Origin of the sequence: Parvibaculum indicum, assembly GCF_011762095.1 — a bacterium.
GTDB classification, from domain to species: Bacteria; Pseudomonadota; Alphaproteobacteria; order Parvibaculales; family Parvibaculaceae; genus Parvibaculum; species Parvibaculum indicum.
In genome coordinates this window covers 142,407-168,125 of the sequence record NZ_JAASQO010000003.1, presented here as the reverse complement: position 1 = coordinate 168,125, position 25,719 = coordinate 142,407, and the positions used below count along the sequence as shown (strand labels likewise).

Below are 25,719 nucleotides of genomic sequence, written 5' to 3'. Positions count from 1 at the left end.
GACGGCAAATGCCGCCTTATCCCCGGAGTGTGCCGCCCGTTGCCTTTTCCACCGCCGCGACGATCTTCTTCGAGACCTCATCCAGCTCCTCGTCGGTCAGCGTCTTTTCGACCGGCTGGAGCGTCACCTCGATGGCGAGCGACTTCCGGTCGTCGCCCAGCGACCCGCCCTCGAATAGGTCGAACAGCGAAACGCCCGCGATGAGCTTCTTGTCGGCGCCCTTGGCCGCGCGGATGAGCTTGTCGGCAGGAACGTCCGACGCCACCACGAAGGCGAAGTCGCGACGAACCGGCTGAAGGTCCGGCAGATCGAGCGGCGGCCTTGCGCGCGTCGCCTTCTTCTTCGGCGCAGGGATGGCATCCGGGAATATCTCGAATCCGACAAGCGGGCCGGCGATGTCCATTTCCCCCAACACGCGGGGATGGATCTCGCCGAAATAGCCGAGAACATTCTTCGGGCCGAGACGGAAGACACCGGAGCGGCCCGGGTGATACCAGACAGGCGCATCGGCGGAGATCTGCAGGTTGTCGACCGGCGCGCCGAGGCTTGCCAGCAGCGCCGCTGCGTCGGCCTTGGCGTCGAACGCCTCGACCGAACCGGCCTTGCCCTGCCAGTGACGGCCGCGCGCATCGGGGCGCGCCGTGCCGCGCCGAATACCGCTGGCGGCCAGCACCTGACCGGAAGGCTCCTCGCTCTCGAATTGCTGACCGACCTCGAAAAGGGCGAGATCGCCGAAACCGCGATCCGTGTTGCGGCCCGCGACCGCGATGAGGCCCGGCAGCAGGCTCGGGCGCATGTCGCTCATGTCGCTCGAAATCGGATTGGCAAGCTTCAGCCCCGGCGTCGCAGCCCCGCCGCCGAAGAGATCGGCATGGGGACCGGGGATGAAGGACCAGTTGACCGTTTCCACCAGCCCGCGCGCGGCCAGCACGCGACGCGCCAGACGCTCGCGCTTCTGCGACGTGGTGAGAACGGGCTGCGCGACCTCGTGGCGGCGCGGCAGGGCGACCGACTTCACCTCATTGAGGCCATGCACGCGCACGACTTCTTCCACGAGGTCGGCCTCGCCTTCCACATCCGGGCGCCAGCTCGGCACCTTGACCGACAGCCGCTCGCCCTCGGTCACATCGAAACCCAGCGCCGTCAGGATACGGATGGACTCTTCGCGCTTCAGATCGAGGCCGGTCAGGCGCTTCACGCGGGCCGGATCGAAGGAAATCACCTTCTCCGTCACCGGCTCCGCGCCCGCGATTACCTCGCCGCTCGGGCTCCCGCCGCAAAGCTGCATCACCATCTGGGTCGCGAGCGTCAGCCCCTCACGCACGAAAGCGGGGTCCACGCCTCGCTCGAAGCGATAGCGCGCATCCGACACGATGCCGGTATCGCGGCCTGTGCGGGCAGTGCGGATGGGATCGAAATAGGCGCTCTCGATGAAGACGTCGGTCGTCTCTTCGGTCGAGCCCGATTCCTCGCCGCCCATCACGCCGGCAAGGCCCAGTACGCGGGCGCTGTCGGCAATGACGCAGATTTCCGGCGTCAGCTCATATTCCTTCTCGTCCAGCGCGAGAAGCTTTTCGCCCGGCTTCGCCAGACGCGCGCCGATGTCGCCGTTCAGCTTCGAGGCGTCATAGACATGGAGCGGGCGGCCCCGGTCGTAGGAGATGTAGTTGGTGATATCGACCAGCGCGTTGATCGGGCGCAGGCCGATGGCCTTCAGGCGCTTTTGCAGCCATTCCGGGCTCGGGCCGTTTGTCACGCCCTTCACCATGCGGCCTGCGAAGACCGGGCAGGCATCTTCCGCGCCTGCGGGGAAATCGAGCCAGATCTTCGTCTCGCTCTCGAACTTGCCGTCGATTTCCGGGATGTCGTCGATGATGAGCTGGCCGAGACCAGCCGCCGCGAGATCGCGCGCGACGCCGCGCACGCCGAGGCAGTCCGGCCGGTTTGGCGTGATGGCGATCTCGATCACCGGGTCGTTGGCCCCCAGCACTTCAGCCGCGGGTGTGCCGACGGCCCAGTCGCCTTCCAGATCGACAATGCCTTCATGCTCGTCGGAGAGTTCCAGCTCGCGTTCGGAACACATCATGCCGTTCGACTCGACGCCGCGAATTTTCGTCGGCTTCAGCACCATGCCGTTGACCGGAATGGTGGCGCCGGGCGGCGCGAAAATGCCGCTCATGCCGGCGCGCGCATTTGGCGCGCCGCAGACGACCTGCAGATCCTTTTCCTCGCCCTCGATGAGGACGCGAACCTTCAGCACCTGAAGTTTGTCGGCATCGGGATGCGGACCGGCTTCCAGCACCTTTGCCACCGCGAAGGGGGCGAGGCGCTGCGCGGGGTCTTCCACGCCCTCGACCTCGAGGCCGAGCATGGTCAGCTTCTCGACGATTTCGTCGAGCGTGGCGTCCGTTTCCAGATGATCCTTCAGCCAGGAGAGAGTGAACTTCATCGGGACACCTCGCTTGCGCCTTGCCGTGTCGCCTCACCCCCACCCGCCGCGCCTTCGCCCTTCGGGCTTCGGCGGGCGACCTCCCCCCTCAAGGGGGAGGTAAGAAGGGTAAGCCCTCCCCCCTTGCGGGGGAGGGTTGGGAGGGGGGGATGCGGCAGATGAGAAAACATCGACGTCACGACGAGAGCCCTCCGGCAAGTGTCGGCACATCGAGCGCGGCGAAGCCGTAATGCCTCAGCCAGCGCAGATCGGATTCGAAGAAGGCGCGCAGATCAGGGATGCCGTATTTCAGCATCGCGATGCGGTCGATCCCCATGCCGAAGGCGAAGCCCTGATATTTCTCCGGATCGACGCCGCAGTTTTTCAGCACGTTCGGATGCACCATGCCGCAGCCGAGAATTTCCAGCCAGTCGTCGCCCTCGCCGATGCGGATCTCGTTGCCGAGCCGCGCACAGCGCACATCGACTTCCATCGACGGCTCGGTGAAGGGGAAGAAGGACGGGCGGAAGCGCAGTTCCACGCCTTCGACCTCGAAGAAGGCGCGCAGGAATTCCTCCAGCGTCCATTTGAGGTGGCCCATATGGGTCTCCTCGTCGATGACGAGGCCCTCGATCTGGTGGAACTGGGGGGTATGCGTCTGGTCGCTGTCGCAGCGATAGGTGCGGCCGGGCGCGACGAAACGGAAGGGCGGTTTGCCGGCTTCCATGGTGCGCGCCTGAACGGGGCTCGTATGGGTACGCAGCAGGAGGCGCGACCCGTCTTCCCCCGGTTCGAAATAGAAGGTGTCGTGCATTTCCCGGGCGGGATGGCCTTCGGGGAAATTGAGCGCGGTAAAATTGTACCGGTCGGTCTCGATGTCCGGGCCCTGCTCCACGGCGAAGCCCATATCGGCGAAGATCGCGATGACCTCGTCATAGACCTGGGAGAGCGGGTGGATGCGGCCCTGCTCTAGCGCGCTGTCGCGCACGGGCAGCGTCACATCGACCTTTTCGGTGGCAAGCCGGGCTTCCAGCGCCGCCTCTTTCAGGGCGGATTTGCGGGCGGCAAGCGCCTCGTTCAGCCGGTCCTTGAGGCCGTTCAGCTTCGGCCCCATTTCCTTGCGCTCTTCCGGGGTCATCTTGCCGAGCCCCTTCATGAGCTCGGAGACGCGGCCCTTCTTGCCCAGCGCGGCGATGCGGACGTCTTCCAGCGTCGCTTCGTCCAGCGCATCCCCGATGGCGGTGGTGAATTCCGCCTCGAGGCGGTCGAGTTCGCTTTGATCGGTCATTTGCAGCGCCTGTCGCTTTCCGTCTTCGCTCTTTATCGCGCCGCCATATGACAGCGCTTGCCGCACCGAACCCGGCGGGGGACATCAGAGAGAAAACGGAAGGCGAGCAATCCGGCGATCCGCCTCTCCCCCGAGTATCTCCCGGGGGGCGGTCCGGCGCCCGTCAGAGGCGGTCCGCGATCAGTTCAGCGCGGACTTGGCCTGCTCGACAAGCGCCTTGAAGGCCTCCGGCTCACGGATGGCGAGATCGGAGAGAACCTTGCGGTCCACCTCGATGCCAGCCTTGCCGAGGCCGTCGATAAATCGCGAATAGGTGAGGCCGTGCTCGCGGACACCGGCATTGATACGCTGGATCCAGAGGGCGCGGAAATTGCGCTTCCGGGTACGGCGATCGCGATAGGCGTACTGACCGGCCTTTTCCACGGCCTGGTTGGCAACGCGGAAAGTATTCTTGCGGCGGCCGTAATAGCCTTTCGCCTTGTTCATCACCTTGCGGTGGCGGGCATGGGCGGTAACGCCACGTTTCACGCGGGACATGATAATTCTCCTTGAGAGATAAAAACCGGACGAACCCTCTTGGCCGTTTTGGGCGGCTTACTTCAGGCCGTAGGGCGCAAATACCTTCTTGATGCGCTCGGCATCGGCCTCATGGACGATGGTCGTGCCGCGCAAATTGCGGATCTGCTTGTTGGTCCGTTTGATCATGCCGTGACGCTTGCCGGTCTGGCCGCGCTTCACTTTGCCGGTGGCGGTGAAGGAAAAACGCTTCTTCACGCCGCTCTTGGTCTTCAGCTTGGGCATTTCGCTCTCCGTTCTTCAGATGGAACCCGCAAGTGAAGACCTTGATTTCATTGAAGAAACCGAAAAGGTGCGCGGGTTCGGGTCATGGCTTTCGGACGGGCGAGGCATGCCCTACAGGCCGGCCCGTCCCGAAGTCGCGGATTTATAAGGGAAAAAGGGCCGAGGTCAAGCGTTTGACGGCATTTCCTGCTGGATGCGCATTATGTATGCGCATATGCTATGCGCATGACAAAGAAAGCCGTCAATCTGAGCGTCGACGCGGACCTCCTCGCCCGAGCGAAGGAGATGAAGGTCAACCTGTCCGCGACGCTGGAAGAGGCCCTTCGCGAAAGGGCGCGCGACGAGGAGCGCCGACGCTGGAAGGAAGAAAACCGCGAGGCCATCGAGGCCTTCAACCGCCGCATCGAACGGGACGGGGTGTGGAGCGACGGGCTGCGCCGGTTCTGAGGATAGAGTGAATGGCGCAATTCGACGTCTACCGGAATCGTCATTCCTCCAGCCGCGACGAGATTCCCTTCTTCCTCCTTCTGCAGCACGATGTCATCGAAACACGAGCGTTGCGGGTGGTCGCACCGCTCGTCCCGCTATCGCGGGCCGAACTGCCGATGACGCGGCTCAATCCGGTTTTCGAGGCGGAAGGACAGAAACTCATCCTGTCCACGCTCGAAATCGCAGGTGTGTCTGCCTCGTTTCTTGGGGACGACATCGTGACCTCGTTTGCAGATCGCCGCGACGACATCATCGCCGCCGTCGATTTTCTGATGACGGGCATTTAGGGAGAATTCAATGAGCCGGTTTTTCGGGAAGGTCTGCCAGAACGGCTATGTGGTGCGCGATATCGAGGCGGCGCTCACGCACTGGACGGAGGTCCTGGGCATCGGGCCGTTCTATTACATCGAGCGGGTGAAGTGCGACTGGTTCACCTATAAGGGCGAGCCCTCGCCCGTGGAAATGAGCATTGCGCTCGCCAATACGGGCGACCTGCAGATCGAGCTCATCCAGCAGCGCAACGATGCGCCCTCCATGTATATGGATTTCCTGAATGCGGGCCGCGAGGGGCTGCAGCATATGTCCTACTGGACGACCGACTATCAGGCCGATTACGACCGCGCTCTGGCGGCGGGCTACAAGATCGGCCATGAGGGACAGATCAACGGGCCGGACGGGCGTTTCGTCTATTTCGATACCGAAACCCATCCCGGCACGGTGATCGAGATGTCCGATATCAGCGGCGCCAAGGGCAAGTTCTTCGAGCATATCCGAAAAGCCGCGATGGAGTGGGACGGCAGCGACCCGATCCGGCCGGTCGGCTGAGGCCTACTCAGTTTCCCGGCTTGGCGAAAGGCCAGGCGGCAGGCACTCTCGTCCCATCGCCTCACCGTGCCGGAGACCGTCCATGTTCCAGCCCGAAACCGCCGGCCATCTGATGAGCCGCCGCGTCGCCACGCTGCCCGCCGACGGCATGGCGGGGGAGTGGCGTCACCGGCTCCATGAAAACGAATGGGAAGTGGTGGACCCGGTCTTCGTGACGGATGACGGCGGCCGCTTTCTGGGCGCGATGCATCTGGTCACGCTTTACGACGCGTCCGAGGACAGAAACATCGCCTCGCTCATGCGGACGGACTGGCCGCGCGTCACGCCCGAGACCGATCAGGAAGCCATCGCGACGCTGGCCCGCGAGAACGACGTCTCCGACGTGCCGGTGGTGGACGCGGAGGGAAAGCTGCTCGGCTGCGTCACCGCGCTCCGGCTGCTCGACGTCATCTGGCGCGAACATGTGGAAGACATGCAGCGCTTCACCGGCACGATGAAAGCGACCCGCACGGCGCGGCATGCGCTGGAGGATTCGCCGTTCAGCCGGTTCGCGCGGCGCCTGCCCTGGCTGCTGGTCGGGCTTGGCGGCAGCATCGCGGCGACCTCCATCATGGCGGGGTTCGAGACCGAGCTGTCGGCCAATGTCGAGATCGCCTTCTTCATCCCCGCGCTCGTCTATCTCGCCGACGCCATCGGCACGCAGACGGAAGCCGTTGCCGTGCGTGGGCTGTCGCTCAGCCACAAGCCGCTCTGGGCGATCTTCGGCGGCGAGCTTGCGACGGGCCTGCTGCTCGGCCTCGCACTCGGGGCGCTTTCCTTCCTGCTGATATGGGCGGGGTTCGGGGATGCGCGGCTGGGGCTCGGCGTGGCGCTGTCGCTGGTCGCGGCAGGCGGGGCGGCGTCGAGCGTCGGCCTCGTCTTCCCCTGGATCCTGAGCCGAATGGGCGTGGACCCGGCTTTCGGTTCCGGGCCCGTCGCCACCATCGTTCAGGACGTGCTGAGTCTCATCGTCTATTTCGCGGTGATGGCCGCTTTCGTGGTCAAGACGATGTGAGGCGCCGCCTATTCGGCGGCGCCTGCCCGGTCCTCATACATCTCGTCATAGGTGCGCTGCCAGATCAGCTTGTTGCCATCCTCGCGGCCCAGCATCCCGATGGGATCGGCATTGTCCACATGGCCGTAAAGCCCGCGATAGACGGAATAGCCGCAAAGCTCCTGCAACCGTCTGGGAAACTTCCGCGCCTCTTCCAGCGGGATGCCGAGCTGCTGGTTCTCCTGCTGGCGCATGAAGCCTGCGCAGTAGTAGTTCGCCACACAGAAGCGGCGGTCGTTGGAGCGGTTGGTGCCGCCCGCATGCCAGAGGCTGCCATGCCAGAAGAGCACCGAGCCCGCGGGCATCTCGCCGGCGATCGTGTCGCAGTCGATATCGTAATCGGGCATGCCGCCCGCCTTGTGGCTGCCGGGCACGAGACGGGTCGCGCCGTTTTCCTCCGTGAAGTCGGAAATCGCCCAGACGCAGTTCAGCGTGAAGGGCTGGTGCGGCTTCGGCACGGGGATCAGCTGATCGTCCGCATGCAGAGGTTGCGCGCCCTGCCCCGGGCAGAGGGTGATGGAACTCACCGATGAAACCTGCAGCTCCTCGTCCAGCACGCGCTCGGCGAAGGGCAACGTCGCCCCATGGATCGGGATCTTCCAGAAGGTCGGCCCATGGGCGAGCAGGTTGTAGATGCGAACCGTGTTCTTTCCCTCAAAGTCGGTATCGCGGAAGCCCATATCGTTGTCGCGCTCGACACGCAGCAGCTCGTCGCGGATTTCCTCCACCAGATCCTTTTCGATCACATTCTCGAAAATGACGAAGCCGTCGCGCTCGAAGGCCTCCATTTTAGCATCGAGATCGATACCGTTCTGTCCCGGCATGTTTCCTCCCCCGTTTCTTGTCTCAAGGCGCCCTCCCGGCGACCCTTGCGGCACGGTAGAGAAGATTCAGGCTTATGCCAAATTTGCGTATATATTGTACGCAAACGAGGTGGAGTTCATGCAAAAAGGGCGGGCGCCACAAAGGCCACCCGCCCCGATTCCTGCGATTGCGAAGCCTGTCGCCTATGCCATCGCGTCGCGGAACATGCCGGCATATTCTTCCGCACTCGCGGGCTTGGGGTTCGTGAAGGTGCAAACGTCGCGGGCGGCGTGGGCCGAGAGATAATCGATCCGGTCCTCCGTGACGCCCATTTCCTTCAGATTCTTCGGCAGGCCCAGACGCTGGTTCAGCGCCTCGATCTCCTCGGCCACATCCGCCGTCTGCTTCAGCCCCATCGCCTCGCGGATGCGGGGCAGCGCCTCGCCGATGCGGTCATGGTTGTAACGCAGCACGGTCGGCATCACGACGGCGTTGAGCGTGCCGTGATGCAGGCCGAGTTCCTTGATGGAACCGCAGGCATGGCTCATCGAGTGCACCGCGCCGAGGCCCTTGGTGAAGGCCATCGCGCCTTCGGTGGAGGCGAGCATCATGTTCCAGCGCGCTTCCTCGTTCTTGCCGTCGGCGACGGCGGCTTCGAGAAAGCCCTGGCCGAGACCGCGGCGGATCCCGTCGAGGCCCACGGCTTCGGCCGGCGGGTTCACCTGGGGCGAGCACACGGCTTCGATGCAATGCGCCATGGCGTCCATGCCGGTGGCGGCGGTGAGCATGGGCGGCAGGCCGATGGTGAGCTGCGGGTCGCAGATCGCCATGCGGGGAATGAGATTCTTCGAGGCGAGGATCAACTTCTCGCCATTGTTCATGATGACGACGGAACCGGACGACACCTCGCTGCCCGTGCCGGAGGTCGTCGGCACGGCGATGAGCGGGGCCACGGCGCCGATCTTCGCCACGCCGCCCATGCCGGCGGTGTAGCCCAGAAGATCGCCCTCATGCGTGACGTTCAAGGCCACCGCCTTGCCGAGATCGATGGAAGAGCCGCCGCCGACCGAAACGATGCCGTCGCACCCTTCGGACTTGTAGATCTCGCCGGCCTCCAGCACCGCGTTCTCGGTGGGGTTGGCGGGCGTACCGTCATAGATGACGGGCTGAATGTCGTTCGGGATGGCGCCGCGCACCTTGTCGAGGATGCCGGCTGCGACGATGCCCTTGTCGGTGCAGATCAGCGGACGCTTGATGCCGTTCGCCTGCAGCGCGGCGGCGAGCTGGCTAATGGCGCCGTGATCGAGAACGGTGGTCGTGCAGAATGTCAGATTGGCCATGACGGGCCTCCTCCCTGGTGCTGTTATTGTCGCCCTTTCATCGAAGGGCTTTCGACAAGCCTAGCACAAGTTTCCCGTAGGGAAGGGAGGATCGTTCGCGGCGTCAGGCGGAAATGGAGCGACGGGCTTCGAGCGCCGGGAGAAAGATCGCAAAGGAAGATCCCCGGCCGGGCTCCGATTCCACATGAATGCTTCCGCCCTGCAACTCGGTCAGCGATTTCACCAGATAGAGGCCGAGGCCGGTCCCCCGGTGATTGGGGTCGTAGCTGTTGTCCACTTGCTCGAAGGGATCGAAAATGGATTCCAGTCTCGCCGTCTCGATCCCGCATCCATTGTCGGTCACGGAAATGACGAAGCCCCGGCTCTTGCGCTCCAGCCTGAGTTCGATCATGCCGTCGCGCTGAGTGTATTTGATGGCATTGGCAACCAGGTTCAGCAGAATCTGTTTCATCGCCCGGACATCCACCATGGCACGGCTGTCGCCGCATTCGATCCGGACCGTCAGCTGCTGATGCCGCTCAGCGGCGAGCGGCTTCATCGTGGCGACCGCGGAATGGACGATATCCTCCAGATCCTCTTCCTGGATATTGAGCTGCATACGGCCGGAATCGGCTTTGGCGACATCGAGGAGGTCGTTGATCATGCCGAGCAACATCTGGCCGTTTTCGCTGATCTGCCCGATATACTCTCGCTCCGGATCTCCCGAATCCGGATGATTTCTCTTCAACAGCTCGGAAAAACCGATCAGTGCGTTGAGGGGAGTCCTCAGCTCATGGCTCATATTGGCCAGAAATCTCGATTTGGAGACCGCGCCTTCCTGCGCCTTCTCCGCCATTTCATCCGCACGGCTAAGCGCCGTCGCCAGTTCGGCCTCATGCGCCGACATTCTGCGCATCATGTCGCGCTGCAATGCGTCCCGGCGGGCTTGCGCCTTGCTCTGGCGCCAACGCATGGCATAGACCGCGCCGCTCAGGGTCGTGGCGATCAACATGCCGAAGAGGAAATGCGGCCAGTGCCCATCGTCCGCGTTCATACGCCATGCGACCAGGACGGCCGAGATCAAAACGCCGGACAAGGCGAAATACAGGAACCGCCGATGGCACATCAGCCCGAGGCCCACAATCGCGAAAGCCGCATTGGTGGTCAGGTTGGGCGAGCCGATCAATAGCTGATGAATGACCGTGTTCCATACCACCAACCCCAGCAGCACGGCCTCGACGATATAGGGGTGATGGAACAGACGCGGATCGCGCGTGAACCCGACGGCAACCGCAAGGGCCACGAGACCGCTTGCGCCGGCGGACACGATCAGCATGTCCCGCCATGGCCCTTCGACGAGGAGATAATGCCCCGGCGTCAGGAAGGCATAAAGCACCGCCACCGCCGTGGCCAGTACCGGCACGGAGGCGCGCGCATTGCGCAAGTTCAGGCGTGGAAGACTTTCCTGCATCGGCTTTCCCGACGGCGGGCTGCCGTCGGAAGAAGCATGAAGAATGCTATTTAAGAAATTATTATTTTCCGCCCCGCCGGGAGAATATGCGATCTGTGCCTAAACGCCACAATCAGCCGCAAAAGATCCGGATGAGTTTCCCGTCCTTGTCATATTCGACATTCAGCCGATCCGGCACGTGATCCATGGTGAGCATGGAGCCTTTCTCGAAGAAGCGGGTCCGGCTGATATGCGCCACACGGGAAATTTCGAGCATATGCTGCAGCTCCTCATAAGGCTTGCCTACCCATTGATCTGCAAATCCCGCTGCTACCGCACTGCAGCCTTCCGCCATTCTGGAACTCTGCTCAGGTGGCTTGTGCGCCGGCATGGACGCTCCCTCCTGGTCGCATGCGGCCAGAAAGCCCGCACAGATCATTATCGAGACGAGTGCATATCTTTCCGGCCGCATGACAATCTTCCTCAATCGGCTGCCGAATTCTGGTTGACCTGCGCCTTCTTCACCGATGCCTGGACGACCGGGATGTCCTCGTCGGCAAGCGGCTGCATCCAGTTCTTGCGCTTCAACGCAGCCTCGATATAGGGCGCCAATTCTTCCGCCTTCCTCTTTTCCCGCTCCGCGCGGCGGGCGGCGAAGTCCGGCATGACTTCGGCGGCGAAAAGTTCCAGCGACTCGCAGATCTCTTCGTGTTTGTTGCGGCCCGCCTGCTGCATGAAGATCACCTGATCGACGCCCGCCTCCTCGAAAGCGGCGAGATGCTTTCGCATGTCGTCCGGTGTGCCGATGCCGGTGGCGATCGCGTCGGCGCGTTTGGACGCCTCAACGATTTCCTCGGTCCGGTTGCCGCGCGCATCGATATAGCTGCCCCAGAGGTTGGAGCGGCCCGGCACGGTGTCGTGCGCAACAAGTGCATTCAGCGCATAGCCGAAGAACTCGAAACCTTCATGGCCGCGGCGGATGGCTTCCGCGCGGTCATGATGCAGCGAGAAGTTCGACACCATGGCGATGTTGGCGTTCACCGAATGCCCGATGGGCCTGCACTCGTCGGACTTGATGATGCCGTAATAGATGTCGGTCCAGTTCTTCGCCTCTTCCGGATCGACGAAGGAGAAGGCAAGCGCGCCCACACCGAGCTGCGCGGCGACGCGGATCGTGTCGCGATTGGTGCAGGCCATCCACATGGGCGGATGCGGGTTCTGCATGGGCTTCGGGATCACATTGCGGCAGGGCATGGAAAAATACTGCCCCTCGAACCCCGGATAGGGCGTCATGGTCATCATGTTGGCGATCTGCTCCGCCGCCTCGATGGCGATGGCGCGTTTTTCCTTGGCGGAGATATTGAAGCCGCCAAGCTCCAACCGCGTCGCGCCTTCGCCGAAACCGAATTCGACGCGCCCGTTCGACATGATGTCGAGGGTCGCCAGCGCCTCGGCCGTGCGGGCGGGATGATTGTAGTTCGGGATCACCTGCCGGATGCCGTGGCCGATCCGGATGTTTTCCGTCCGCGCGGCGGCGGCGGCGAGAAATACTTCGGGTGCGGAGGAATGCGAATATTCCTCCAGGAAGTGATGCTCCACTTCCCATGCATGGTCATACCCCAGTCGGTCGGCCAGCACGACCTGCTCCAGCGCCTCATGGAAAAGACGGTGTTCGTCGCCCTCTCCCCATGGCCGCGGAAGCTGCAATTCATAAAAAACGCCGAAACGCATGAGATCCTCCCAAATCTTTTTTTGTCGTTGGGAGGATTATAGACACCCCGACCCTGCTTCTTGCAAAGGCGGCGCGGGCAAAAGATTTTCATGCGCTGCAACATGCAGCCTAGTCGGCACCGCCGCACCGGTCCGTCTTTTCGCGGCGCTTCTCCAGCTCGGCGCGCGCACCTTCCCCTCGGGGCTTGCCGCTTTCCGTGTCGACGATCTCCCGCAGCGCTTCATCGGACAGATGACGCAGCGACCCCGACACATCTTCCCGCGCGGCCTCGCGCATCAGATGCTGGGAGTCGTAGAAAGAAGTCTTGTGTCGTCTGCGGCGCCCGAAAAACCGGCGCCAGAATGAGAGTACAGGCATGACGCTTCCGGCTCGTCGGGAAGAAGGCGAGCTTCTTCCGAGTGCAAAAACCCTGGGCGTTCTTCCTCTCGCGACATGTCGGCCGCTCTTGTCGCGGCAACGGACCTTGGCGGCATGGCATTCGCGTCGCGCAACATTGCCGGCAACATTTTCACATATTTTTTGTGGAGTAAAGCCAGCTCACATCGTCATTCCAACACCGAATTCAGTCGGTTTCATGACGCATATGGATTGGCGTGAAACCGATCGGGCCGGCGCTACTCGGCGGCCAGGCCGTCCCGCCCGGGAAATTCCTGCCGCTCGCCTTCGCGGATACCGAGCTTCTGCCGGATTTCCCGCCTTGTTTTCATTTCGCGACGGGCCGCGTCTACCCAGCCGGAATTCTTGTTGGCCGCGATGACCTGCTCCAGTTCCTCGTCGGAAAAGCGTATCAGGTCGATAAAACCGGTGTTTTCCAGTGCCCGCCGCATGAAAGTCTGGGAATCGTAATAGGAAACCCGGCGCCGGTGCGGGATCGCCTTTCCGAACATGCGCTTCAAGATTGAAACCATTCCGTTCACTCCGCCTTTTTCCGGCAAACAGACCTTTCCGACTGCCTGCCCTTGGGTACATCCTTAGTTTTACTCCTTTCAATTTGGTATTGGTGAATCACGCGCGCCGAACAGGGAGAATTCACTCCAATCCGGAGCAATGGACGGCGGAGGGCTTCGCGGCTAGCCTCCCTCGCAACGGGTCGCACAAAAATGGCGGAGAACGGGGTTGGGACGGGTATTGAAGGTCGCTCATCGGGGCGGCGCGGGCCTCTGGCCGGAAAACACCATGGAAGCCTTCGAGCGGGCCATCGCATCCGGTGCGGACGGGATCGAGCTCGATGTGCATCTGTCATCGGACGGGACACTGGCCGTCCATCACGATGAGAGCCTGAAACCCGCCATCGCCCGCGGGCCCGGCGGCGACTGGCTGACGCGCCCGACCCCGCTCCTGAAAAACCTCACCTTCGAGGAAATGCAGCGCTACGACATCGGGCGACTACGTCCCGGTGCGGGGTATTCGGCGCGCTATCCGGAGCAGACATCTTTCGACGGGGCGCGCATTCCGGCGCTCCGCGACGTCTATGCGCTGGCGAAGGAAAAGGCGGGTGCGGATTTCCGGCTTTATGTGGAGTTGAAGACCGCGCTGCTGGACCTCAGCCAATCCGCCGATCCCGCCATGCTTGCGGAAGCCGCCGTGGCGCTAACGCGCGAGCACGGGCTTTCGGAGCAGGTGACCTTCGTCTCCTTCGACTGGCGGGCGCTGGCGCGGGCAAAGGAGATCGCACCGGAAATCGAGAACGCTTTCACCACGTTGCCCTTCCACCAGATCGATCCGGAAGACCCCTCCGCCGCGCGGGACAAGCCGGGCTCGCAGGACGAGACATTGCGCGCCATCTCCGCCGCGGGCGCGCCCTGGGCGAACGGCTATGACTGGCGGGAGCGGGAAGGACCGGATTTCGCCACACGCATGCTGAAGGCCATCACCGCCGCGCCTACCGACGGCTGGTTCGCCTGGCATGGCGACGTGACGGCGGCGAGCGTCGCCTTCTGCCGCGAGGCAGGGCTCTCGGTGTCCTGCTGGACGGTAGACGACGAAGAAGAGATGCGGCGCCTCATCGCGCTCGGCGTCGATGCGATCCTGACCGACCGGCCGGACCGGCTGTCGAGGGTCCTTTCTCCGCGTTGAACGCAAAAAGCCCGGCGGAATCCGCCGGGCCCTTTTCGTCTTCGTCCAATGCAGGCGTCAGCGCGGCGCCAGCACCATGACCATCTGGCGGCCTTCGAGGCGGGGATAGGATTCGACCTTGGCGATCTCGTCGACCTCCTCCTTCACCTTGTTCAGGAGCTGCATGCCGAGTTCCTGATGCGCCATCTCGCGGCCACGGAAGCGGAGCGTCACCTTGACCTTGTCCCCTTCGTCGAAGAAGCGGAGCATGGAGCGCATCTTCACTTCGTAGTCATGCGTGTCGATGTTGGGGCGCATCTTGATTTCCTTGACCTCGACGGTCTTCTGCTTCTTGCGCGCCTCATTGGCCTTTTTCTGGGCCTGGTATTTGAACTTGCCGTAATCGAGCAGCTTGCATACGGGAGGCTTCGCATTGGGCGACACCTCGACCAGATCCAGGCCGGATTCGTCGGCCATCTGCATGGCTTCCTCGATCGGCACCTCGCCGCGCTTCTCGCCTTCGGCGTCGATCAGCAGCACAGTGCGTTCGGTAATCATGTCGTTGACGCGCGGGCCGTCTTTTGACGGTGCGGGCGCCTGGTGCGGTCTGCGAGCTATGAACTGGTCTCCTTCGAACTGGGCAGCCGGCCTGTTTTCCTACTCAGACCTTCATGCCAGCCGGAGAAAGGCCGATGCCTTTTTCTCCTTCGTGGCATGACGGAGCTTCGCCGGAAGCCCCGACCGCAGGGTTTACGCTGCAATGCTATAGATTTGAGATGTCGACGCCGCAAGTCAAGAAACGGGCGGCAACGTCTTTTCCACCTCATGCCAGGGGATGGCGGGCCTCACCGACCGGCGCAGAAACCGGCTTCGGGCGGTCGGCGCAAGGTCGTAACCGCACGCCGCGCCCGCCCATGACAGGCGGCGGGAAAGCGCCAGAAACCGCAAGGGACCGCGCATATTGCCGTCCCGCCAATGGGCGGCAAGGGGGATCTCCGGCGGGGCTTCGGCGCCCGCATGGCTCAGAAGCAGCAGCGCCGCGCCGGGATGGGCGGCGGATATGCGCTCAAGCGCGGATTTCAGGCGGTCCGGGCCGCCATGAAGCATCATGACCATGATCGGGCCGGGAGCCGTGCCCTTTTCAGTCATTTCGCGGCCAGCAGGCGCGCATAGATATCGAGCGTCGCGTGGCACATGGCGCCGACCGAATAATGCGCCACCGCGTTCATCCGCCCGTTCCGGCCCATGGCGTGACGTTCGGCCTCGCTCATATCGATGATTTTCCGCATCGCCGCCGCGAGCGCCCCGGCATCGCCGGCGGGCACGCGAAGGCCCGTCGCCTGCTCGACACCGCCTTCATCCGAGGGATCGCGCACCGTCTCGCGCTGACCGCCCGCATCGGAGACGATGACGGGCCGCGCCATGGCCTGCGCTTCCACCGCCGTGCGGCCGAAGGGTTCGGGTTCGATGGAAGGCGAGATCACGGCATCGGCCAGCGCATAGGCCGCGGGCATGTCGTCGCAATTGCCGCAGATGCGCACATGCGGCCCCAACCGGGCATCCGTAATCTGGCGTTCCAGTTCGGCCTTGTAGCTTTCGCGCGCCTGATGGTCGCCGACAATGCAGAGCGAAAAGGCGGTGACGCCTTCCTCGAAGAGGATCTTCGCCGCTTCGATGGAGAGGAACTGCCCCTTCCAGCGCGTCAGCCGCGCGGGATGGATGAAGAGAGGGCCCAGCTCATAGGGCTTCCATGCCTCGCGCAGCATCTCCATGCGCAGGGGTTCGACCTTGTCCGCATCCAGCCCGGCGATATCGACGCCCCGGGGGACGGTGAAGACACGGGCCTCGTCCGGCGTGTGAATATGGCGGATGCGCTGCGCGGTGTATTCGCTGTTGGCGATGACGGCGTCGCCCTTCGCCATGACGGAATTGTAGAAGACCTTGAGGCGGGGCCTGTCATGCACCCTGGAGTGATAGGTGGTGACGAAGGGGCGCCCCGAGCGGCGCGCCGCGGCAAGCGCGCTCCAGGCCGGGGCGCGGCTTCGCGCATGAACGAGGCTGACGCCCTCGCGCTCGATGAGGCGCGTCAGGCGCTCCACATTGAGGGCCATCACCACCGGGTTCTTGGAATGGGCGGCAAGCTCGATATGTTCGCCGCCGACCGCCTCCAGCTCCGGCACCATGCGCCCGCCCCGGCTGGCGACCAGCGCCCGCCCGCCCGCCGCGACGACCGCGCGGGCGACATCCACCGTGGTGCGCTCCGCCCCGCCCGTTTCCAGCGCCGGGATCACCTGCAGGATCGTCGGCTTACCCAGATCGGCAAACGGATTGCGGTCGGGAGTCATGTCGGTCCTTGCGGTTCGGCGCGCGAAGCCACAGGTTAGGCGCGGCCTTTAGAGAAGATCGTTCGAGGATGCCCAAGATGACCGAGACGACCGAAACGGGCAAGTTCGCCCGCCCGCCGATCACGCCCGGCGCAGAGGCCGAGACGATCGCCTATATGCGCGAAATGCCGCCCGCGCCCGCGGGGCCCACGGGCCTCACCTGGCTCGGCGGTTTCAAGTCCGACATGACAGGCACCAAGGCCACGGCGCTGGCCGACTGGGCGAAGACGGCCCGGCGCCCCTTCCTTCGTTTCGACTATTTCGGTCATGGCGCGTCCTCCGGGAGGTTCACCGAAGGCACGATCGGGCGCTGGCGCGACGATGCGCTGGCCATGATCGACGAGAAGACGGCGGGACCGCAGATCCTGATCGGCTCCAGCATGGGCGGCTGGGTTGCACTTCTGGCCGCGCTGTCCCGTCCGGAGCGCGTGCGCGGCCTGGTGCTCATCGCGCCCGCGCCGGATTTCACGCAGGCGCTGATGTGGGAAGGCTTCTCCGACGAGGTGAAGGCGACGCTGAAACGCGACGGCATCTATCGCCAGCCCTCGGATTATGACGACGAGCCCTATGAAATCTCGATGAAACTCATCGAAGAGGGGCGCGAGCACATGCTGCTCGACAAGCCCGTTCCGCTCACCTGCCCGGTGCGTATTCTCCAGGGCATGAAGGACGAGGACGTGCCCTGGCAACACGCCATGAAGCTCGTCGAGATGCTGGAAAGCGACGATGTGACGATCACTCTTTCCAAGCGCGGCGATCACCGCCTCTCCACGCCCGCCGACATTGCACGGCTGACGGGCGAGATCGAAGCAATGATCGCGGAATCGGAGCGATAGGCCGCCTTTATTCGACGATCTGCGGCAGCATGCGGTCGGCCTTCATGAAATAGGCCTTCGCATAGTTTACCAACTCGCCATTGGTGGGGTGGTCGACGGTTTCGATGCCGACGACCTTCTCCGCCGTCTGCGGATGTTTCGCCTGCAGATATTTGTAGAGCTCGAATTTCGCATTGGCCGGACCGACCAGCAGCACTTCGCCGATATCGGCGAGCTTCGTCGACACCTCGTCGAAATAATCCTTGTCTTCCGGCGCGCGCCAGCTCGACAGGGTGCCCGCCTTCACATGCAGATGCTTTACCGGGTGGCGCGGATGCACCGTCTCGCTCTGCGTATCGTCGGGATTGAAATCGAGGATGCGGGCCTCGTGATGGTCGATCCAGACGATGGCGTGGAAATGGTGCGACATTTGGTGCGGCATGGGGGCTTCTTCTCCGTAAGCGCGAAACGATGCGTCACCATCGCTACCAAGCCCGCATGACAGCGGCAATAAGGGGTTATACGGGCCTGCCCCTCAAAACCGGCCGCTGTCCAGCAGAGCCTTCAGGCCCTCGCGGTAGGTCGGGAAGGAAAGATCCACCCCGAGCTCCTGCCTGATGCGCCGGTTGGAGACGCGCTTGGAATCGGCATAGAAGCTCGCCGCCATGGGTGAGAGCTCCGCTTCCTCGAAGGGGATTTCGGGTGGCGGCGTCATGCATAGAAGCTCCGCCGCATAGAGAACGACATCCTGCGGCGGTGCAGGCTCGTCGTCGCAGACATTATAGGCCGCTCCCGGATCGGGTCTGGCAATGGAGGCTTCCAGGACCGCGGCAATGTCGTCCACATGGATGCGCGAAAAGACCTGCCCGGGTTTCACGATGCGCTTTGCCTTGCCGTCCTTCAGGCTGCGAAGCTGGTTGCGGCCCGGCCCATAGATGCCGGCCAGACGAAAGATGTGGAGCGGCGCGCCCAGCGCACGCCAGTCTTCTTCGGCACGGACGCGACGCAGGCCGCGTTCCGTGTCAGGCGTCAGCGCGCTTTCCTCATCCACCCACTCGCCCTGCCGGTCGCCATAGACGCCCGTGGTGGAGAGATAGCCCACCCACTCAAGCTGTGGCGCGAGGCGGCTGAGAAACCCCGCGTGAGCGGCCAGCACGGGATCGCCCTCCTGTCCCGGCGGCGTGGACACGAGGAGATGGGTCGTCCCGGCCAGCGCCCTTTCCGGGTCGGCGATTCCCTTCCCGTCCGCAAAAAGCCAGGGCTCGACGTCTTCGGCCTTCATGCGCATCGCCTTCGCCTCGCTGCGCGTGGTGCCCGCGACCGCAAAGCCCTTCGGCGCGAGACGACGCGCCAGCGCTTCGGCGCTGAAACCGAACCCGAAACAGAACAAACGCTTGCTCATCCGATCGCTCATAAATTCCGCCGTTTTAACTTGTCTTTCGCGCGCCGCTCCCCGACCTTACCGGCCATGAAACGGAACCCGACATATCTCCTCGGCCTTCTCGCCGTGCTCGTCCCTCTCACCTATGCGTCGCAGGCGAGCGCGGCAAGCGGGAAGGTAAACGACTATCAGTCCTGCCTCGACCTCGTGCAGAAAAATCCCGCCGATGCCGAAAAACAGGCGGCGGCATGGCGCAAGGCGGCCAAGACGGACGGTGCCCTCATCGCCGCGACGCATTGCGAGGGACTGGCCCTGAGCGCGCAGGGCCGGCACGAGAAAGCGGCCTTTCTGTTCTTCGATCTCGCCGAGGCGATGACGGGTGCGCCGGACACAGAGCGCGCCAAGGTCTATGCGCAGGCGGGCGATGCCTGGGGCCTTGCCGGGGACTATGCACAGGCGCGCCGGGCGTTCGGGTATGCGATTGCCCGCGAGCCGGACGAGGCGGAATACTATATCGGCCGGGCCAGGCAGGATGCGCTGGCCGGCGACTGGAAGGCCGTGCGGTCCGATACCAGCGAGGCGCTGGCGCGCGAGCCCTTCACCATCGACGCGCTGGTGATGCGGTCGACCGCCAATCGCAAGCTCGGTTATCCCAAAGCCTCCGAGGTCGACATCAACCGCGCGGCGGAGACGGCCCGGCACCGTCTCGACGTGCTGCTCGAGCGCGGGCGCGTGCGCGCCGATCTCGGACAGGTCGCGGCGGCGCGGGTGGACTGGCAGGACGTGGTGCGCTTTGCCGAAGAGACCGGCCGCGCCGATGCGCCGGAGGCACAGGAAGCCCGCAGACTGCTCGATACGGAATAGGGTCAGCCGGCGGCCGAGTGCCACTCGGCCCGCACATCCGCATCTTCTTCCCGTGGCAGATACTCTCTTGCCAATACCGCCAGTTGCGTCCCGTCCAGCAATTCGCCCAGCGCCCAGACCGCCATGGCCCGCACAAGCGGCGAGGGATCGGACAGCAGGCGTTCGGCATGGATCGCCAGGGCCGGATCGCCGGCATTGCCGATGGCGACCAGCACATTGCGGATGAAGCGGTCGCGCCCGATCCGCTTGACCGGCGAGCCTGAAAAGCGGGCACGGAACGCCGTATCGTCCAGCGCGACGAGATCGGCAAGAAGCGGCGACAGCAGGTCTTCTCGCGGATGGAAAGCCGTCTCGCGCGCCTCATGCGCAAACTTGTTCCAGGGACAGACGGCCAGACAATCGTCGCAGCCATAGATGCGATTGCCCATCGGGCGGCGGAACTCGCGCGGAATATGTCCCTTATGCTCGATGGTGAGATAGGAGATGCAGCGCGTCGCATCGAGTTCGTAGGGCCGCGGGAACGCATCTGTCGGACAGATGTCCTGACATGCCCGGCAGGAGCCGCAACGGTCGTCATGGGCCGTGTCGGGTTCCAGCGCCTGCGTGGTGAAAATGGCGCCGAGAAAGAACCATGAGCCAAGCTCGGTCGAAACGAGATTGGTGTGCTTGCCCTGCCAGCCGATCCCTGCCGCTTCCGCGAAAGGCTTTTCCATCACCGGCGCGGTGTCGACGAAGACCTTCACCTCCACCCCCGCCTCTTCCGCCAGCCAGCGGGCAACCCGTTTGAGCCTCTTCTTGACCAGATCGTGATAGTCGCGGTTCTGCGCATAGACGGAGACGACGGCCCGGTCGCGCCATTTCAGCCGGGGCAGCGGGTCTTCCGCCGGGCCGTAATTCATGGCGAGCATGACGACGGTTTTCGCCTCCGGCCAGAGCGTCAGCGGGTCGGCGCGCCGCGCGGCCGTCTCTTCCATCCAGCCCATATCGCCCTGCCGGCGCAGCTCCAGCCAGCGCGACAGTCTCGCGGGCAGGTCGGGCCGCGCATCGGCGCGCGCAAAGCCGACCGCATCGAAACCCGCCTCGCGCGCTTTCGCCGCGATGCGCGTCTTCAGATCCGCGTTTTCAGAAGTCGAGATTGGCATAGAATTTCGGGGGCGGCATGCCGGGCACATGATCGGCGAGAATGCCCCGGAAGGCCGGGCGCGATTTCAGCTTCATGTACCATTCCTTGGCCGCCGGATACTGGTTCCAGGGCACGTCCCCGACATAGTCGAGACAGGAAAGATGCGCACCCGCGGTGAGGTCGGCAAGGGTGAGCGCCTCGCCCGCCAGCCAGTTCCGCTCTTCCATCAGATAGCTGATGTAATCCAGGTGGTAGCGCAGATTGTGGAGCGCGGCGCGCACCACGGCCATTTCCGGCCCGCCGCCGCCCTGGCTGGCATGGAGGTAGCGTTTCGTCACCTTCTCGAAGAGCAGGCCTTCGCTCACCTCCGCGGCGAATTTCCGGTCGAACCAGTCCACGATGCGGCGCACTTCGGCGCGCGCCTTCGCATCCCCCGGCAGGAGCGGGGCGTCGGGGCAGGTTTCTTCCAGATATTCGGCAATCGCCATAACGCCGGCCAGCGGCTCGCCATCCTCCTCCACCAGCACGGGAACCTCGCCCGCCGGATTGAGAGCGAGGAATTCCAGCCGCCGTTCCCAGTCCTTCTCCTCGACGAGCTCGAAGGCAATGTCCTTTTCCGCCATCAGAAGGCGCAAAGTCCGGCAGGCCGGAGAAATAGGCATGTGAAAGAGGGTGCGCATATCGGCAATCTGGCAGTGGGGAAAAAAGCCGCGGGGCTAGGATACGACAGGTGAATCGCTGCGTTTCATTACTATCGCGCAAACACCGCCGCCGTTAAGCGAAATCGCCCCTCCGCTCCTTCAGCCCTCCTTCTCGCCGGCAATGTCGGCGGACAGCTCGTCGAGAATCGGGCAGTCGGGACGCTCGTCGCCATGGCATTTGCGGGCGAGCCTGTCGAGCGTCGCTCGCATGGACCGGAGCTCGTCAATCTTGCGGTCGATCTCCGAAATATGGTCCCGGGCAATCTGCTTTACATCGGCGCTGTTGCGGTCGCGGTCGTTGTAGAGCGCCAGCAGGTCCCGGCATTGCGCAACGGTGAAACCGAGCCCTCGCGCATGGGCGATGAAGCGCAGCGTATGGACATCGTCCTGCGAATAATCGCGATAGCCGTTCGTCCCGCGGCGCGGGGCGTCGATCAGCGAGATATCCTCGTAATAGCGGATCGTCTTGGCGGGAACGCCCGATCTTGTCGCCGCTTCGCCGATATTCATGCCGGCTCCTTCGCGATAGGCGGCACTTGCCGCCCCTAACCGGTTTTGTACCTAGCTGGTTTTATACTGGGCATACTGGCCCTGACGGTGGAAGCGGAAAAGATAGGTTTCGAGAATCGCCTCCGCCATGACCGGCTTGATGCCCAGACCTTCCAGTGTGCGGCCTTCATTGCGCGCTTCCTCGCTCACCACATTGTCGTGACGGAGAAGGCGGACCTGATCGACGGTGAGCGGCGCACCGGGCAAAAACTGTGTGAACCAGCCGATGAAGCTCGCCAGTGCGAAAGGCAGCGGCAGCAGAACGCGCTTGCGGCCGATTTCGCGCAGCGTCAGTTCCATCAGTTCCCTGAAGCTGCGCGTGTCCGGGCCGCCCAGCTCATAGGTCTTGCCGGCGGTATCGGGCCGCTCCAGCACGCGGGCCACGGCTTCGGCCACATCCTTCACATAAACCGGCTGGAACTTCGTCTTGCCGCCGCCGATGAGCGGCAGGGCAGGCGAGACGAGCGTCATCGCGGCAAAACGGTTGAAGAAGCCGTCCTGCGGCCCGAAGACGATGGAAGGACGCAGGATCACCGCTTCCGGCAGCGTCTCGCGCACCGCGGCTTCGCCTTCGGCCTTGGTGCGGGCATAGTCGGACCCGCTTTCGGCATCCGCGCCCAGGGCCGACATCTGCACGAAGACGGAAATCCCCGCCGCCTTCGCCGCGCGCGCCACGCGGACCGCGCCCTCGCTCTGGACGGACTGGAAAGTCTGCTTGCCGCTTTCGGAAAGAATGCCGACCAGATTGATCACGGCATCGGCGCCGCGAATGGCCGCCTCAACGGAGGCATCGTCGCGCACATTGGCCTGAAACGGCTCGACCTGGCCGACGGCGCCCATGGGCCTCAGGAACATTGCCTCGTTGGGCCGGCGCACCGCCGCGCGGATGCGATACCCGCGCGCGGCCAGATTCTGGACGATGTGGCGCCCGAGAAAGCCGGATGCGCCGAATATGGCGATGGTCGCGCCGGGTTTGAGCCGTTTGATCCGGATTTCCGTGGAATTCGACATGCCTGCCTCGAGTGAACGCGTTGGTAAGCCCTGCGGCCAGAACTCCACCCCTAGATAGCCCAATGGTGCCTTGCAGCAAAGTCCCCCGAAAGGCCCTGCAGGCCGGCGAGCATCAAAAAGGCGGGAATGAGCCCTTCATCCGATTGACAAACCCTGCCCGCCTCTTTAAGTCAACGCCTCCAAGTGCCCAGGTGGCGGAATTGGTAGACGCACCAGCTTCAGGTGCTGGCGCCTGCAAGGGCGTGGAAGTTCGAGTCTTCTCCTGGGCACCATTCTCTTTCTTCGGCGGCGCATCCGCGCCGCCTGCCGAGCGGAGCGCCGATGTCGGATACGATCACGCTTCACAAGGGCGATCTTCCCGACGGACTGACCTTCGGCGACAGCGTGGCCGTCGACACCGAGACGATGGGACTGAACCCGCATCGCGACCAGCTCTGCGTGGTTCAGCTGTCGGCGGGCGACGGCACCGCCCATCTTGTCCAGCTCGACCGCGGCACGTATAACGCCCCCAATCTGCGGGCGCTGATGGCCGACCAGAACGTGCTGAAGATCTTCCATTTCGCGCGTTTCGACGTCGCCATGATGCAGCGCTATCTGGGCGTGGTCACGACGCCGGTCTATTGCACCAAGATCGCCTCCAAGCTGGTACGCACCTATACCGACCGGCACGGGCTGAAAGACCTTTCCCGGGAACTGCTGGGCGTCGACATGTCCAAGCAGCAGCAAAGCTCGGACTGGGGCGCCGATCAGCTCAGCGATGCGCAGATGGCCTATGCGGCGTCCGACGTGCTGCATCTGCATGCGCTGAAGGAAACGCTGGACGGCATGCTGATGCGCGAAGGCCGGATGGAGCTTGCCAAGGCCTGCTTCGCCTTCCTGCCGGTGCGCGCCTCGCTCGATCTCTCGGGCTGGGCGGAAGAGGACATTTTCGCGCATTGATTCTGCGCGAACCTCTCTCCATCTCCTTGAAAAGGCGTCATTTTTTCCCGCATCACGGGGATCTGGCCATTTGACGCCCGGAAAGGCTTGCGCGCATACTCAAGGCGCGCGGCCAATGGCCGGTTTGCCGGCCGGCAAAGGCTGTCCCATGCGGCCCCCTCCTGCAGCAAAAAGGCTTCGGGACGAGCGTGAAACCGCCCGAATCCGCCAGACGAAACGCAAGAAGAACGACCGTGCCGCAAGTGGAGCAAGACCAGATGGACGAACCGGCAGGACGGCAGGCGCCGCGCAATGGCCGCGGCGCCCCTTCTCACACCTCTGTCGGACACGGCATGCCGTCGGGGGGCGACGGCCCCGCCAAATCGAGCTACAGCCGTTTCGTCAGCTTCATGAAATTCCTGCTGCCGGGCGCCGCCGTGGTACTTTTCGTCTCGCTTTTCGTCTATTCGGGATTTTTCGATAGCGACGACAAGCTCGACATCACGTTTCGCGACATCGCCACCCAGAATGACGATCTGCGCATGGTGAGCCCGCGCGTGAGCGGCCTCAACCAGGACGGCCGCCCCTATGAGCTGAACGCGGATACCGCAACGCAGGACGCCACGCAGCCCAATCTCGTGCGGCTGGAAAATATCGACGCGGACCTGAAGACCGACGATACGAATGGCTGGCTGACGCTGAATGCCGCCAAGGGCCTTCTCGACACCGACCGCCAGACGCTTAAGCTCGACGACAAGGTCGATCTCTTCACCACGCAAGGGTATGAATTCCACGCAAGGCAAGCGGATGTGAATTTCGACAAGGGAACGGTCGAGAGCGACGACGAGGTCTGGGGTCAGGGGCCGATGGGCACGCTGCGCGCCGACAGCATGTCCGCCGACAATATGTCGGAGATCATCAATTTCCGCGGCCGGGTGAAGGCGACGATCTATCCGGGCGGCGATTCCGGATCCGATGCAAGCCAGGACGAGACGCAAGCCGGTACGCCGGACGATCAGAACGAGGGGGCACAATGAAGCGATTGACGACCGTCCGGGCAGGACGCCTTGCGGGCATCGGGGCGAGGCGCCCCGCATTGCGCCATGCCCTTCTGCTGGGCGCCCTGCTCGCCCCGATATGCCTCGGCGCCGCCACGACGGCGCAGGCGCAGGGCATGACCGGTTTCGCCAATGAGCCCGATGCGCCGATCGAAATCGAATCCGACCGGCTGGAAGTTGCCGACAAGAAAGGCACCGCCACCTTCGCAGGCAATGTGGTCGTGGTGCAGGGCGACGTGCGCATGAAAGCGGACCGGCTGACCGTCTTCTATGTCAACAAGCAGGGGAATGGCGGCAACCGGATCGAGAGGATCCGGGCCACGGGCAGCGTGCATGTGAGCGCGCCGGACCAGCAATCGGCGAGCGGCAACTGGGCCGAATACCAGGTCGCCACGCGGCGCATCAATATGGGCGACAGCGTCGTGCTGCGGCAGGGCGAGAACGTCATCCGGGGGACCAGGCTCTTCGTCGACCTCAATAGCGGCGAGAGCCGCGTGACCGGCGGCAATTCGTCCGGGGGGACGGAAAATGGCGGAAACGGGCGGGTCAAAGGCCTTTTCCAGCCTCCCGAGGACAACGGGGCGGAATAAGGGGCTTGGTAATCCGCGGCATTTCATACAATTTTAATGCC

At 63.7% G+C, this 25,719-nt stretch carries 30 protein-coding genes and 1 tRNA gene; 11 read left to right on the top strand and 20 right to left on the bottom strand.

Features of this window, described 5'->3' with window-relative positions; all coding sequences use genetic code 11:
- Nucleotides 1–16 precede the first annotated feature (16 nt).
- The 4 genes from pheT to rpmI all read right to left on the bottom strand — a co-directional run bounded on the left by pheT (nucleotide 17) and on the right by rpmI (nucleotide 4,517).
- On the bottom strand, nucleotides 17–2,449 hold the full coding sequence (gene pheT, locus FHS78_RS05140; RefSeq protein WP_167091185.1) for a phenylalanine--tRNA ligase subunit beta: 2,433 nt from the start codon (nucleotides 2,447–2,449) through the stop codon (nucleotides 17–19).
- A gap of 175 nt (nucleotides 2,450–2,624) precedes the next feature.
- On the bottom strand, nucleotides 2,625–3,716 hold the full coding sequence (pheS, locus tag FHS78_RS05135) for a phenylalanine--tRNA ligase subunit alpha (protein WP_167091183.1): 1,092 nt from the start codon (nucleotides 3,714–3,716) through the stop codon (nucleotides 2,625–2,627).
- Between the two features lie 180 nt (nucleotides 3,717–3,896).
- Entirely contained in the window at nucleotides 3,897–4,253 is a 357-nt protein-coding gene (rplT, locus tag FHS78_RS05130; protein WP_167091181.1) for a 50S ribosomal protein L20, read from the bottom strand.
- A 57-nt stretch (nucleotides 4,254–4,310) separates the two neighbouring features.
- Nucleotides 4,311–4,517, bottom strand: a complete 207-nt coding sequence (rpmI, locus tag FHS78_RS05125) for a 50S ribosomal protein L35 (RefSeq protein ID WP_167091178.1) — start codon at nucleotides 4,515–4,517, stop codon at nucleotides 4,311–4,313.
- 225 nt (nucleotides 4,518–4,742) lie between these two features.
- Between rpmI and FHS78_RS05120 the strand changes: the two genes are divergently transcribed.
- The 4 genes from FHS78_RS05120 (at nucleotide 4,743) to FHS78_RS05105 (ending at nucleotide 6,885) form a co-directional block, all read left to right on the top strand.
- Complete coding sequence (locus tag FHS78_RS05120) at nucleotides 4,743–4,964, top strand: type II toxin-antitoxin system CcdA family antitoxin (RefSeq protein ID WP_246220352.1); 222 nt, start codon at nucleotides 4,743–4,745, stop codon at nucleotides 4,962–4,964.
- 11 nt (nucleotides 4,965–4,975) lie between these two features.
- Nucleotides 4,976–5,293, top strand: a complete 318-nt coding sequence (locus tag FHS78_RS05115) for a CcdB family protein (protein ID WP_167091172.1) — start codon at nucleotides 4,976–4,978, stop codon at nucleotides 5,291–5,293.
- Between the two features lie 10 nt (nucleotides 5,294–5,303).
- Nucleotides 5,304–5,831 (top strand): VOC family protein, encoded by a 528-nt coding sequence (locus FHS78_RS05110; RefSeq protein ID WP_167091167.1) that lies wholly within the window; start codon nucleotides 5,304–5,306, stop codon nucleotides 5,829–5,831.
- Nucleotides 5,832–5,913: 82 nt separating this feature from the next.
- Nucleotides 5,914–6,885 (top strand): magnesium transporter, encoded by a 972-nt coding sequence (locus tag FHS78_RS05105; protein WP_167091164.1) that lies wholly within the window; start codon nucleotides 5,914–5,916, stop codon nucleotides 6,883–6,885.
- Between the two features lie 8 nt (nucleotides 6,886–6,893).
- Here the strand turns inward: FHS78_RS05105 and FHS78_RS05100 are convergent, their stop codons facing one another.
- The 7 genes from FHS78_RS05100 to FHS78_RS05070 form a co-directional block, all read right to left on the bottom strand.
- Nucleotides 6,894–7,748 (bottom strand): phytanoyl-CoA dioxygenase family protein, encoded by an 855-nt coding sequence (locus FHS78_RS05100; protein WP_167091161.1) that lies wholly within the window; start codon nucleotides 7,746–7,748, stop codon nucleotides 6,894–6,896.
- Between the two features lie 183 nt (nucleotides 7,749–7,931).
- The gene (locus tag FHS78_RS05095; protein WP_167091158.1) at nucleotides 7,932–9,068 is read right to left on the bottom strand and encodes an iron-containing alcohol dehydrogenase; all 1,137 of its coding nucleotides are present in this window, start codon (nucleotides 9,066–9,068) and stop codon (nucleotides 7,932–7,934) included.
- A 103-nt stretch (nucleotides 9,069–9,171) separates the two neighbouring features.
- A complete protein-coding gene (locus FHS78_RS05090; protein WP_167091155.1) occupies nucleotides 9,172–10,518 on the bottom strand; it encodes a sensor histidine kinase in 1,347 nt (448 codons plus the stop codon).
- 112 nt (nucleotides 10,519–10,630) lie between these two features.
- Nucleotides 10,631–10,969, bottom strand: a complete 339-nt coding sequence (locus FHS78_RS05085) for an I78 family peptidase inhibitor (RefSeq protein ID WP_167091152.1) — start codon at nucleotides 10,967–10,969, stop codon at nucleotides 10,631–10,633.
- Between the two features lie 11 nt (nucleotides 10,970–10,980).
- The gene (locus FHS78_RS05080) at nucleotides 10,981–12,228 is read right to left on the bottom strand and encodes an LLM class flavin-dependent oxidoreductase (RefSeq protein ID WP_167091149.1); all 1,248 of its coding nucleotides are present in this window, start codon (nucleotides 12,226–12,228) and stop codon (nucleotides 10,981–10,983) included.
- Between the two features lie 109 nt (nucleotides 12,229–12,337).
- Nucleotides 12,338–12,586 (bottom strand): hypothetical protein, encoded by a 249-nt coding sequence (locus FHS78_RS05075; protein ID WP_167091146.1) that lies wholly within the window; start codon nucleotides 12,584–12,586, stop codon nucleotides 12,338–12,340.
- Between the two features lie 257 nt (nucleotides 12,587–12,843).
- Nucleotides 12,844–13,137, bottom strand: a complete 294-nt coding sequence (locus FHS78_RS05070; protein ID WP_167091143.1) for a hypothetical protein — start codon at nucleotides 13,135–13,137, stop codon at nucleotides 12,844–12,846.
- Nucleotides 13,138–13,345: 208 nt separating this feature from the next.
- Here FHS78_RS05070 and FHS78_RS05065 point away from each other — a divergent pair, with 208 nt between their 5' ends.
- Nucleotides 13,346–14,305: a glycerophosphodiester phosphodiesterase family protein gene (locus tag FHS78_RS05065; RefSeq protein WP_167091140.1), complete on the top strand. Its 960-nt coding sequence runs from the start codon at nucleotides 13,346–13,348 to the stop codon at nucleotides 14,303–14,305.
- A 57-nt stretch (nucleotides 14,306–14,362) separates the two neighbouring features.
- Here FHS78_RS05065 and infC read toward each other — a convergent pair whose 3' ends face one another.
- The 3 genes from infC to FHS78_RS05050 form a co-directional block, all read right to left on the bottom strand.
- Nucleotides 14,363–14,902, bottom strand: a complete 540-nt coding sequence (gene infC, locus FHS78_RS05060; protein WP_167091742.1) for a translation initiation factor IF-3 — start codon at nucleotides 14,900–14,902, stop codon at nucleotides 14,363–14,365.
- Between the two features lie 174 nt (nucleotides 14,903–15,076).
- Nucleotides 15,077–15,433 carry a hypothetical protein gene (locus FHS78_RS05055; protein ID WP_167091137.1) on the bottom strand — a complete coding sequence of 119 codons (357 nt, stop codon included), beginning with the start codon at nucleotides 15,431–15,433 and terminating at the stop codon, nucleotides 15,077–15,079.
- Nucleotides 15,430–16,629, bottom strand: coding sequence for a glycosyltransferase (locus FHS78_RS05050; protein WP_167091135.1), 1,200 nt, complete (start codon nucleotides 16,627–16,629; stop codon nucleotides 15,430–15,432). The genes FHS78_RS05055 and FHS78_RS05050 overlap by 4 nt, the downstream gene beginning before the upstream one ends.
- A 77-nt stretch (nucleotides 16,630–16,706) precedes the next feature.
- Between FHS78_RS05050 and FHS78_RS05045 the strand changes: the two genes are divergently transcribed.
- Nucleotides 16,707–17,504 carry an alpha/beta hydrolase gene (locus tag FHS78_RS05045; protein WP_167091132.1) on the top strand — a complete coding sequence of 266 codons (798 nt, stop codon included), beginning with the start codon at nucleotides 16,707–16,709 and terminating at the stop codon, nucleotides 17,502–17,504.
- A 7-nt stretch (nucleotides 17,505–17,511) separates the two neighbouring features.
- Here FHS78_RS05045 and FHS78_RS05040 read toward each other — a convergent pair whose 3' ends face one another.
- Nucleotides 17,512–17,925 carry a translational machinery protein gene (locus FHS78_RS05040; protein WP_167091129.1) on the bottom strand — a complete coding sequence of 138 codons (414 nt, stop codon included), beginning with the start codon at nucleotides 17,923–17,925 and terminating at the stop codon, nucleotides 17,512–17,514.
- 93 nt (nucleotides 17,926–18,018) lie between these two features.
- Nucleotides 18,019–18,885 carry an SDR family oxidoreductase gene (locus tag FHS78_RS05035; protein WP_167091126.1) on the bottom strand — a complete coding sequence of 289 codons (867 nt, stop codon included), beginning with the start codon at nucleotides 18,883–18,885 and terminating at the stop codon, nucleotides 18,019–18,021.
- 66 nt (nucleotides 18,886–18,951) lie between these two features.
- Here FHS78_RS05035 and FHS78_RS05030 point away from each other — a divergent pair, with 66 nt between their 5' ends.
- Nucleotides 18,952–19,728 (top strand): tetratricopeptide repeat protein, encoded by a 777-nt coding sequence (locus FHS78_RS05030; RefSeq protein ID WP_167091123.1) that lies wholly within the window; start codon nucleotides 18,952–18,954, stop codon nucleotides 19,726–19,728.
- Between the two features lie 2 nt (nucleotides 19,729–19,730).
- Here FHS78_RS05030 and queG read toward each other — a convergent pair whose 3' ends face one another.
- From queG to FHS78_RS05010, 4 genes are all read right to left on the bottom strand, one after another.
- The gene (gene queG / locus FHS78_RS05025) at nucleotides 19,731–20,870 is read right to left on the bottom strand and encodes a tRNA epoxyqueuosine(34) reductase QueG (protein ID WP_167091120.1); all 1,140 of its coding nucleotides are present in this window, start codon (nucleotides 20,868–20,870) and stop codon (nucleotides 19,731–19,733) included.
- Nucleotides 20,851–21,531, bottom strand: coding sequence for a glutathione S-transferase family protein (locus FHS78_RS05020; RefSeq protein WP_167091117.1), 681 nt, complete (start codon nucleotides 21,529–21,531; stop codon nucleotides 20,851–20,853). The genes queG and FHS78_RS05020 overlap by 20 nt, the downstream gene beginning before the upstream one ends.
- Before the next feature lie 120 nt (nucleotides 21,532–21,651).
- Nucleotides 21,652–22,062, bottom strand: coding sequence for a Cu(I)-responsive transcriptional regulator (cueR, locus tag FHS78_RS05015; protein WP_167091113.1), 411 nt, complete (start codon nucleotides 22,060–22,062; stop codon nucleotides 21,652–21,654).
- 51 nt (nucleotides 22,063–22,113) lie between these two features.
- Nucleotides 22,114–23,112 carry a complex I NDUFA9 subunit family protein gene (locus tag FHS78_RS05010; RefSeq protein WP_167091109.1) on the bottom strand — a complete coding sequence of 333 codons (999 nt, stop codon included), beginning with the start codon at nucleotides 23,110–23,112 and terminating at the stop codon, nucleotides 22,114–22,116.
- A 185-nt stretch (nucleotides 23,113–23,297) separates the two neighbouring features.
- Here FHS78_RS05010 and FHS78_RS05005 point away from each other — a divergent pair.
- The 4 genes from FHS78_RS05005 to lptA all read left to right on the top strand — a co-directional run bounded on the left by FHS78_RS05005 (nucleotide 23,298) and on the right by lptA (nucleotide 25,678).
- Nucleotides 23,298–23,384, top strand: a tRNA-Leu gene (locus tag FHS78_RS05005).
- A gap of 49 nt (nucleotides 23,385–23,433) precedes the next feature.
- Nucleotides 23,434–24,051: a ribonuclease D gene (locus FHS78_RS05000; protein WP_167091106.1), complete on the top strand. Its 618-nt coding sequence runs from the start codon at nucleotides 23,434–23,436 to the stop codon at nucleotides 24,049–24,051.
- A gap of 257 nt (nucleotides 24,052–24,308) precedes the next feature.
- Nucleotides 24,309–25,067 (top strand): LPS export ABC transporter periplasmic protein LptC, encoded by a 759-nt coding sequence (gene lptC, locus FHS78_RS04995; protein ID WP_167091103.1) that lies wholly within the window; start codon nucleotides 24,309–24,311, stop codon nucleotides 25,065–25,067.
- Nucleotides 25,064–25,678 carry a lipopolysaccharide transport periplasmic protein LptA gene (gene lptA, locus FHS78_RS04990; RefSeq protein ID WP_167091100.1) on the top strand — a complete coding sequence of 205 codons (615 nt, stop codon included), beginning with the start codon at nucleotides 25,064–25,066 and terminating at the stop codon, nucleotides 25,676–25,678. Before lptC ends, lptA begins: the two co-directional genes overlap by 4 nt.
- Nucleotides 25,679–25,719: the final 41 nt, after the last annotated feature.

Coding starts and splice junctions, on each gene's coding strand:
- FHS78_RS05100 (WP_167091161.1), bottom strand. CDS start 7,748: ATGCCGGGACAGAACGGTATCGATCTCGATGCTAAAATGGAGGCCTTC.
- FHS78_RS05105 (WP_167091164.1), top strand. CDS start 5,914: ATGTTCCAGCCCGAAACCGCCGGCCATCTGATGAGCCGCCGCGTCGCC.
- FHS78_RS05020 (WP_167091117.1), bottom strand. CDS start 21,531: ATGCGCACCCTCTTTCACATGCCTATTTCTCCGGCCTGCCGGACTTTG.
- FHS78_RS05110 (WP_167091167.1), top strand. CDS start 5,304: ATGAGCCGGTTTTTCGGGAAGGTCTGCCAGAACGGCTATGTGGTGCGC.
- FHS78_RS05035 (WP_167091126.1), bottom strand. CDS start 18,885: ATGAGCAAGCGTTTGTTCTGTTTCGGGTTCGGTTTCAGCGCCGAAGCG.
- lptC (WP_167091103.1), top strand. CDS start 24,309: ATGGACGAACCGGCAGGACGGCAGGCGCCGCGCAATGGCCGCGGCGCC.
- pheS (WP_167091183.1), bottom strand. CDS start 3,716: ATGACCGATCAAAGCGAACTCGACCGCCTCGAGGCGGAATTCACCACC.
- queG (WP_167091120.1), bottom strand. CDS start 20,870: ATGCCAATCTCGACTTCTGAAAACGCGGATCTGAAGACGCGCATCGCG.
- FHS78_RS05030 (WP_167091123.1), top strand. CDS start 18,952: ATGAAACGGAACCCGACATATCTCCTCGGCCTTCTCGCCGTGCTCGTC.
- FHS78_RS05090 (WP_167091155.1), bottom strand. CDS start 10,518: ATGCAGGAAAGTCTTCCACGCCTGAACTTGCGCAATGCGCGCGCCTCC.
- rplT (WP_167091181.1), bottom strand. CDS start 4,253: ATGTCCCGCGTGAAACGTGGCGTTACCGCCCATGCCCGCCACCGCAAG.
- FHS78_RS05075 (WP_167091146.1), bottom strand. CDS start 12,586: ATGCCTGTACTCTCATTCTGGCGCCGGTTTTTCGGGCGCCGCAGACGA.
- FHS78_RS05045 (WP_167091132.1), top strand. CDS start 16,707: ATGACCGAGACGACCGAAACGGGCAAGTTCGCCCGCCCGCCGATCACG.
- rpmI (WP_167091178.1), bottom strand. CDS start 4,517: ATGCCCAAGCTGAAGACCAAGAGCGGCGTGAAGAAGCGTTTTTCCTTC.
- FHS78_RS05000 (WP_167091106.1), top strand. CDS start 23,434: ATGTCGGATACGATCACGCTTCACAAGGGCGATCTTCCCGACGGACTG.
- pheT (WP_167091185.1), bottom strand. CDS start 2,449: ATGAAGTTCACTCTCTCCTGGCTGAAGGATCATCTGGAAACGGACGCC.
- FHS78_RS05095 (WP_167091158.1), bottom strand. CDS start 9,068: ATGGCCAATCTGACATTCTGCACGACCACCGTTCTCGATCACGGCGCC.
- FHS78_RS05115 (WP_167091172.1), top strand. CDS start 4,976: ATGGCGCAATTCGACGTCTACCGGAATCGTCATTCCTCCAGCCGCGAC.
- FHS78_RS05040 (WP_167091129.1), bottom strand. CDS start 17,925: ATGCCGCACCAAATGTCGCACCATTTCCACGCCATCGTCTGGATCGAC.
- FHS78_RS05070 (WP_167091143.1), bottom strand. CDS start 13,137: ATGGTTTCAATCTTGAAGCGCATGTTCGGAAAGGCGATCCCGCACCGG.
- FHS78_RS05080 (WP_167091149.1), bottom strand. CDS start 12,228: ATGCGTTTCGGCGTTTTTTATGAATTGCAGCTTCCGCGGCCATGGGGA.
- cueR (WP_167091113.1), bottom strand. CDS start 22,062: ATGAATATCGGCGAAGCGGCGACAAGATCGGGCGTTCCCGCCAAGACG.
- FHS78_RS05010 (WP_167091109.1), bottom strand. CDS start 23,112: ATGTCGAATTCCACGGAAATCCGGATCAAACGGCTCAAACCCGGCGCG.
- FHS78_RS05050 (WP_167091135.1), bottom strand. CDS start 16,629: ATGACTCCCGACCGCAATCCGTTTGCCGATCTGGGTAAGCCGACGATC.
- FHS78_RS05055 (WP_167091137.1), bottom strand. CDS start 15,433: ATGACTGAAAAGGGCACGGCTCCCGGCCCGATCATGGTCATGATGCTT.
- lptA (WP_167091100.1), top strand. CDS start 25,064: ATGAAGCGATTGACGACCGTCCGGGCAGGACGCCTTGCGGGCATCGGG.
- FHS78_RS05120 (WP_246220352.1), top strand. CDS start 4,743: ATGACAAAGAAAGCCGTCAATCTGAGCGTCGACGCGGACCTCCTCGCC.
- FHS78_RS05085 (WP_167091152.1), bottom strand. CDS start 10,969: ATGCGGCCGGAAAGATATGCACTCGTCTCGATAATGATCTGTGCGGGC.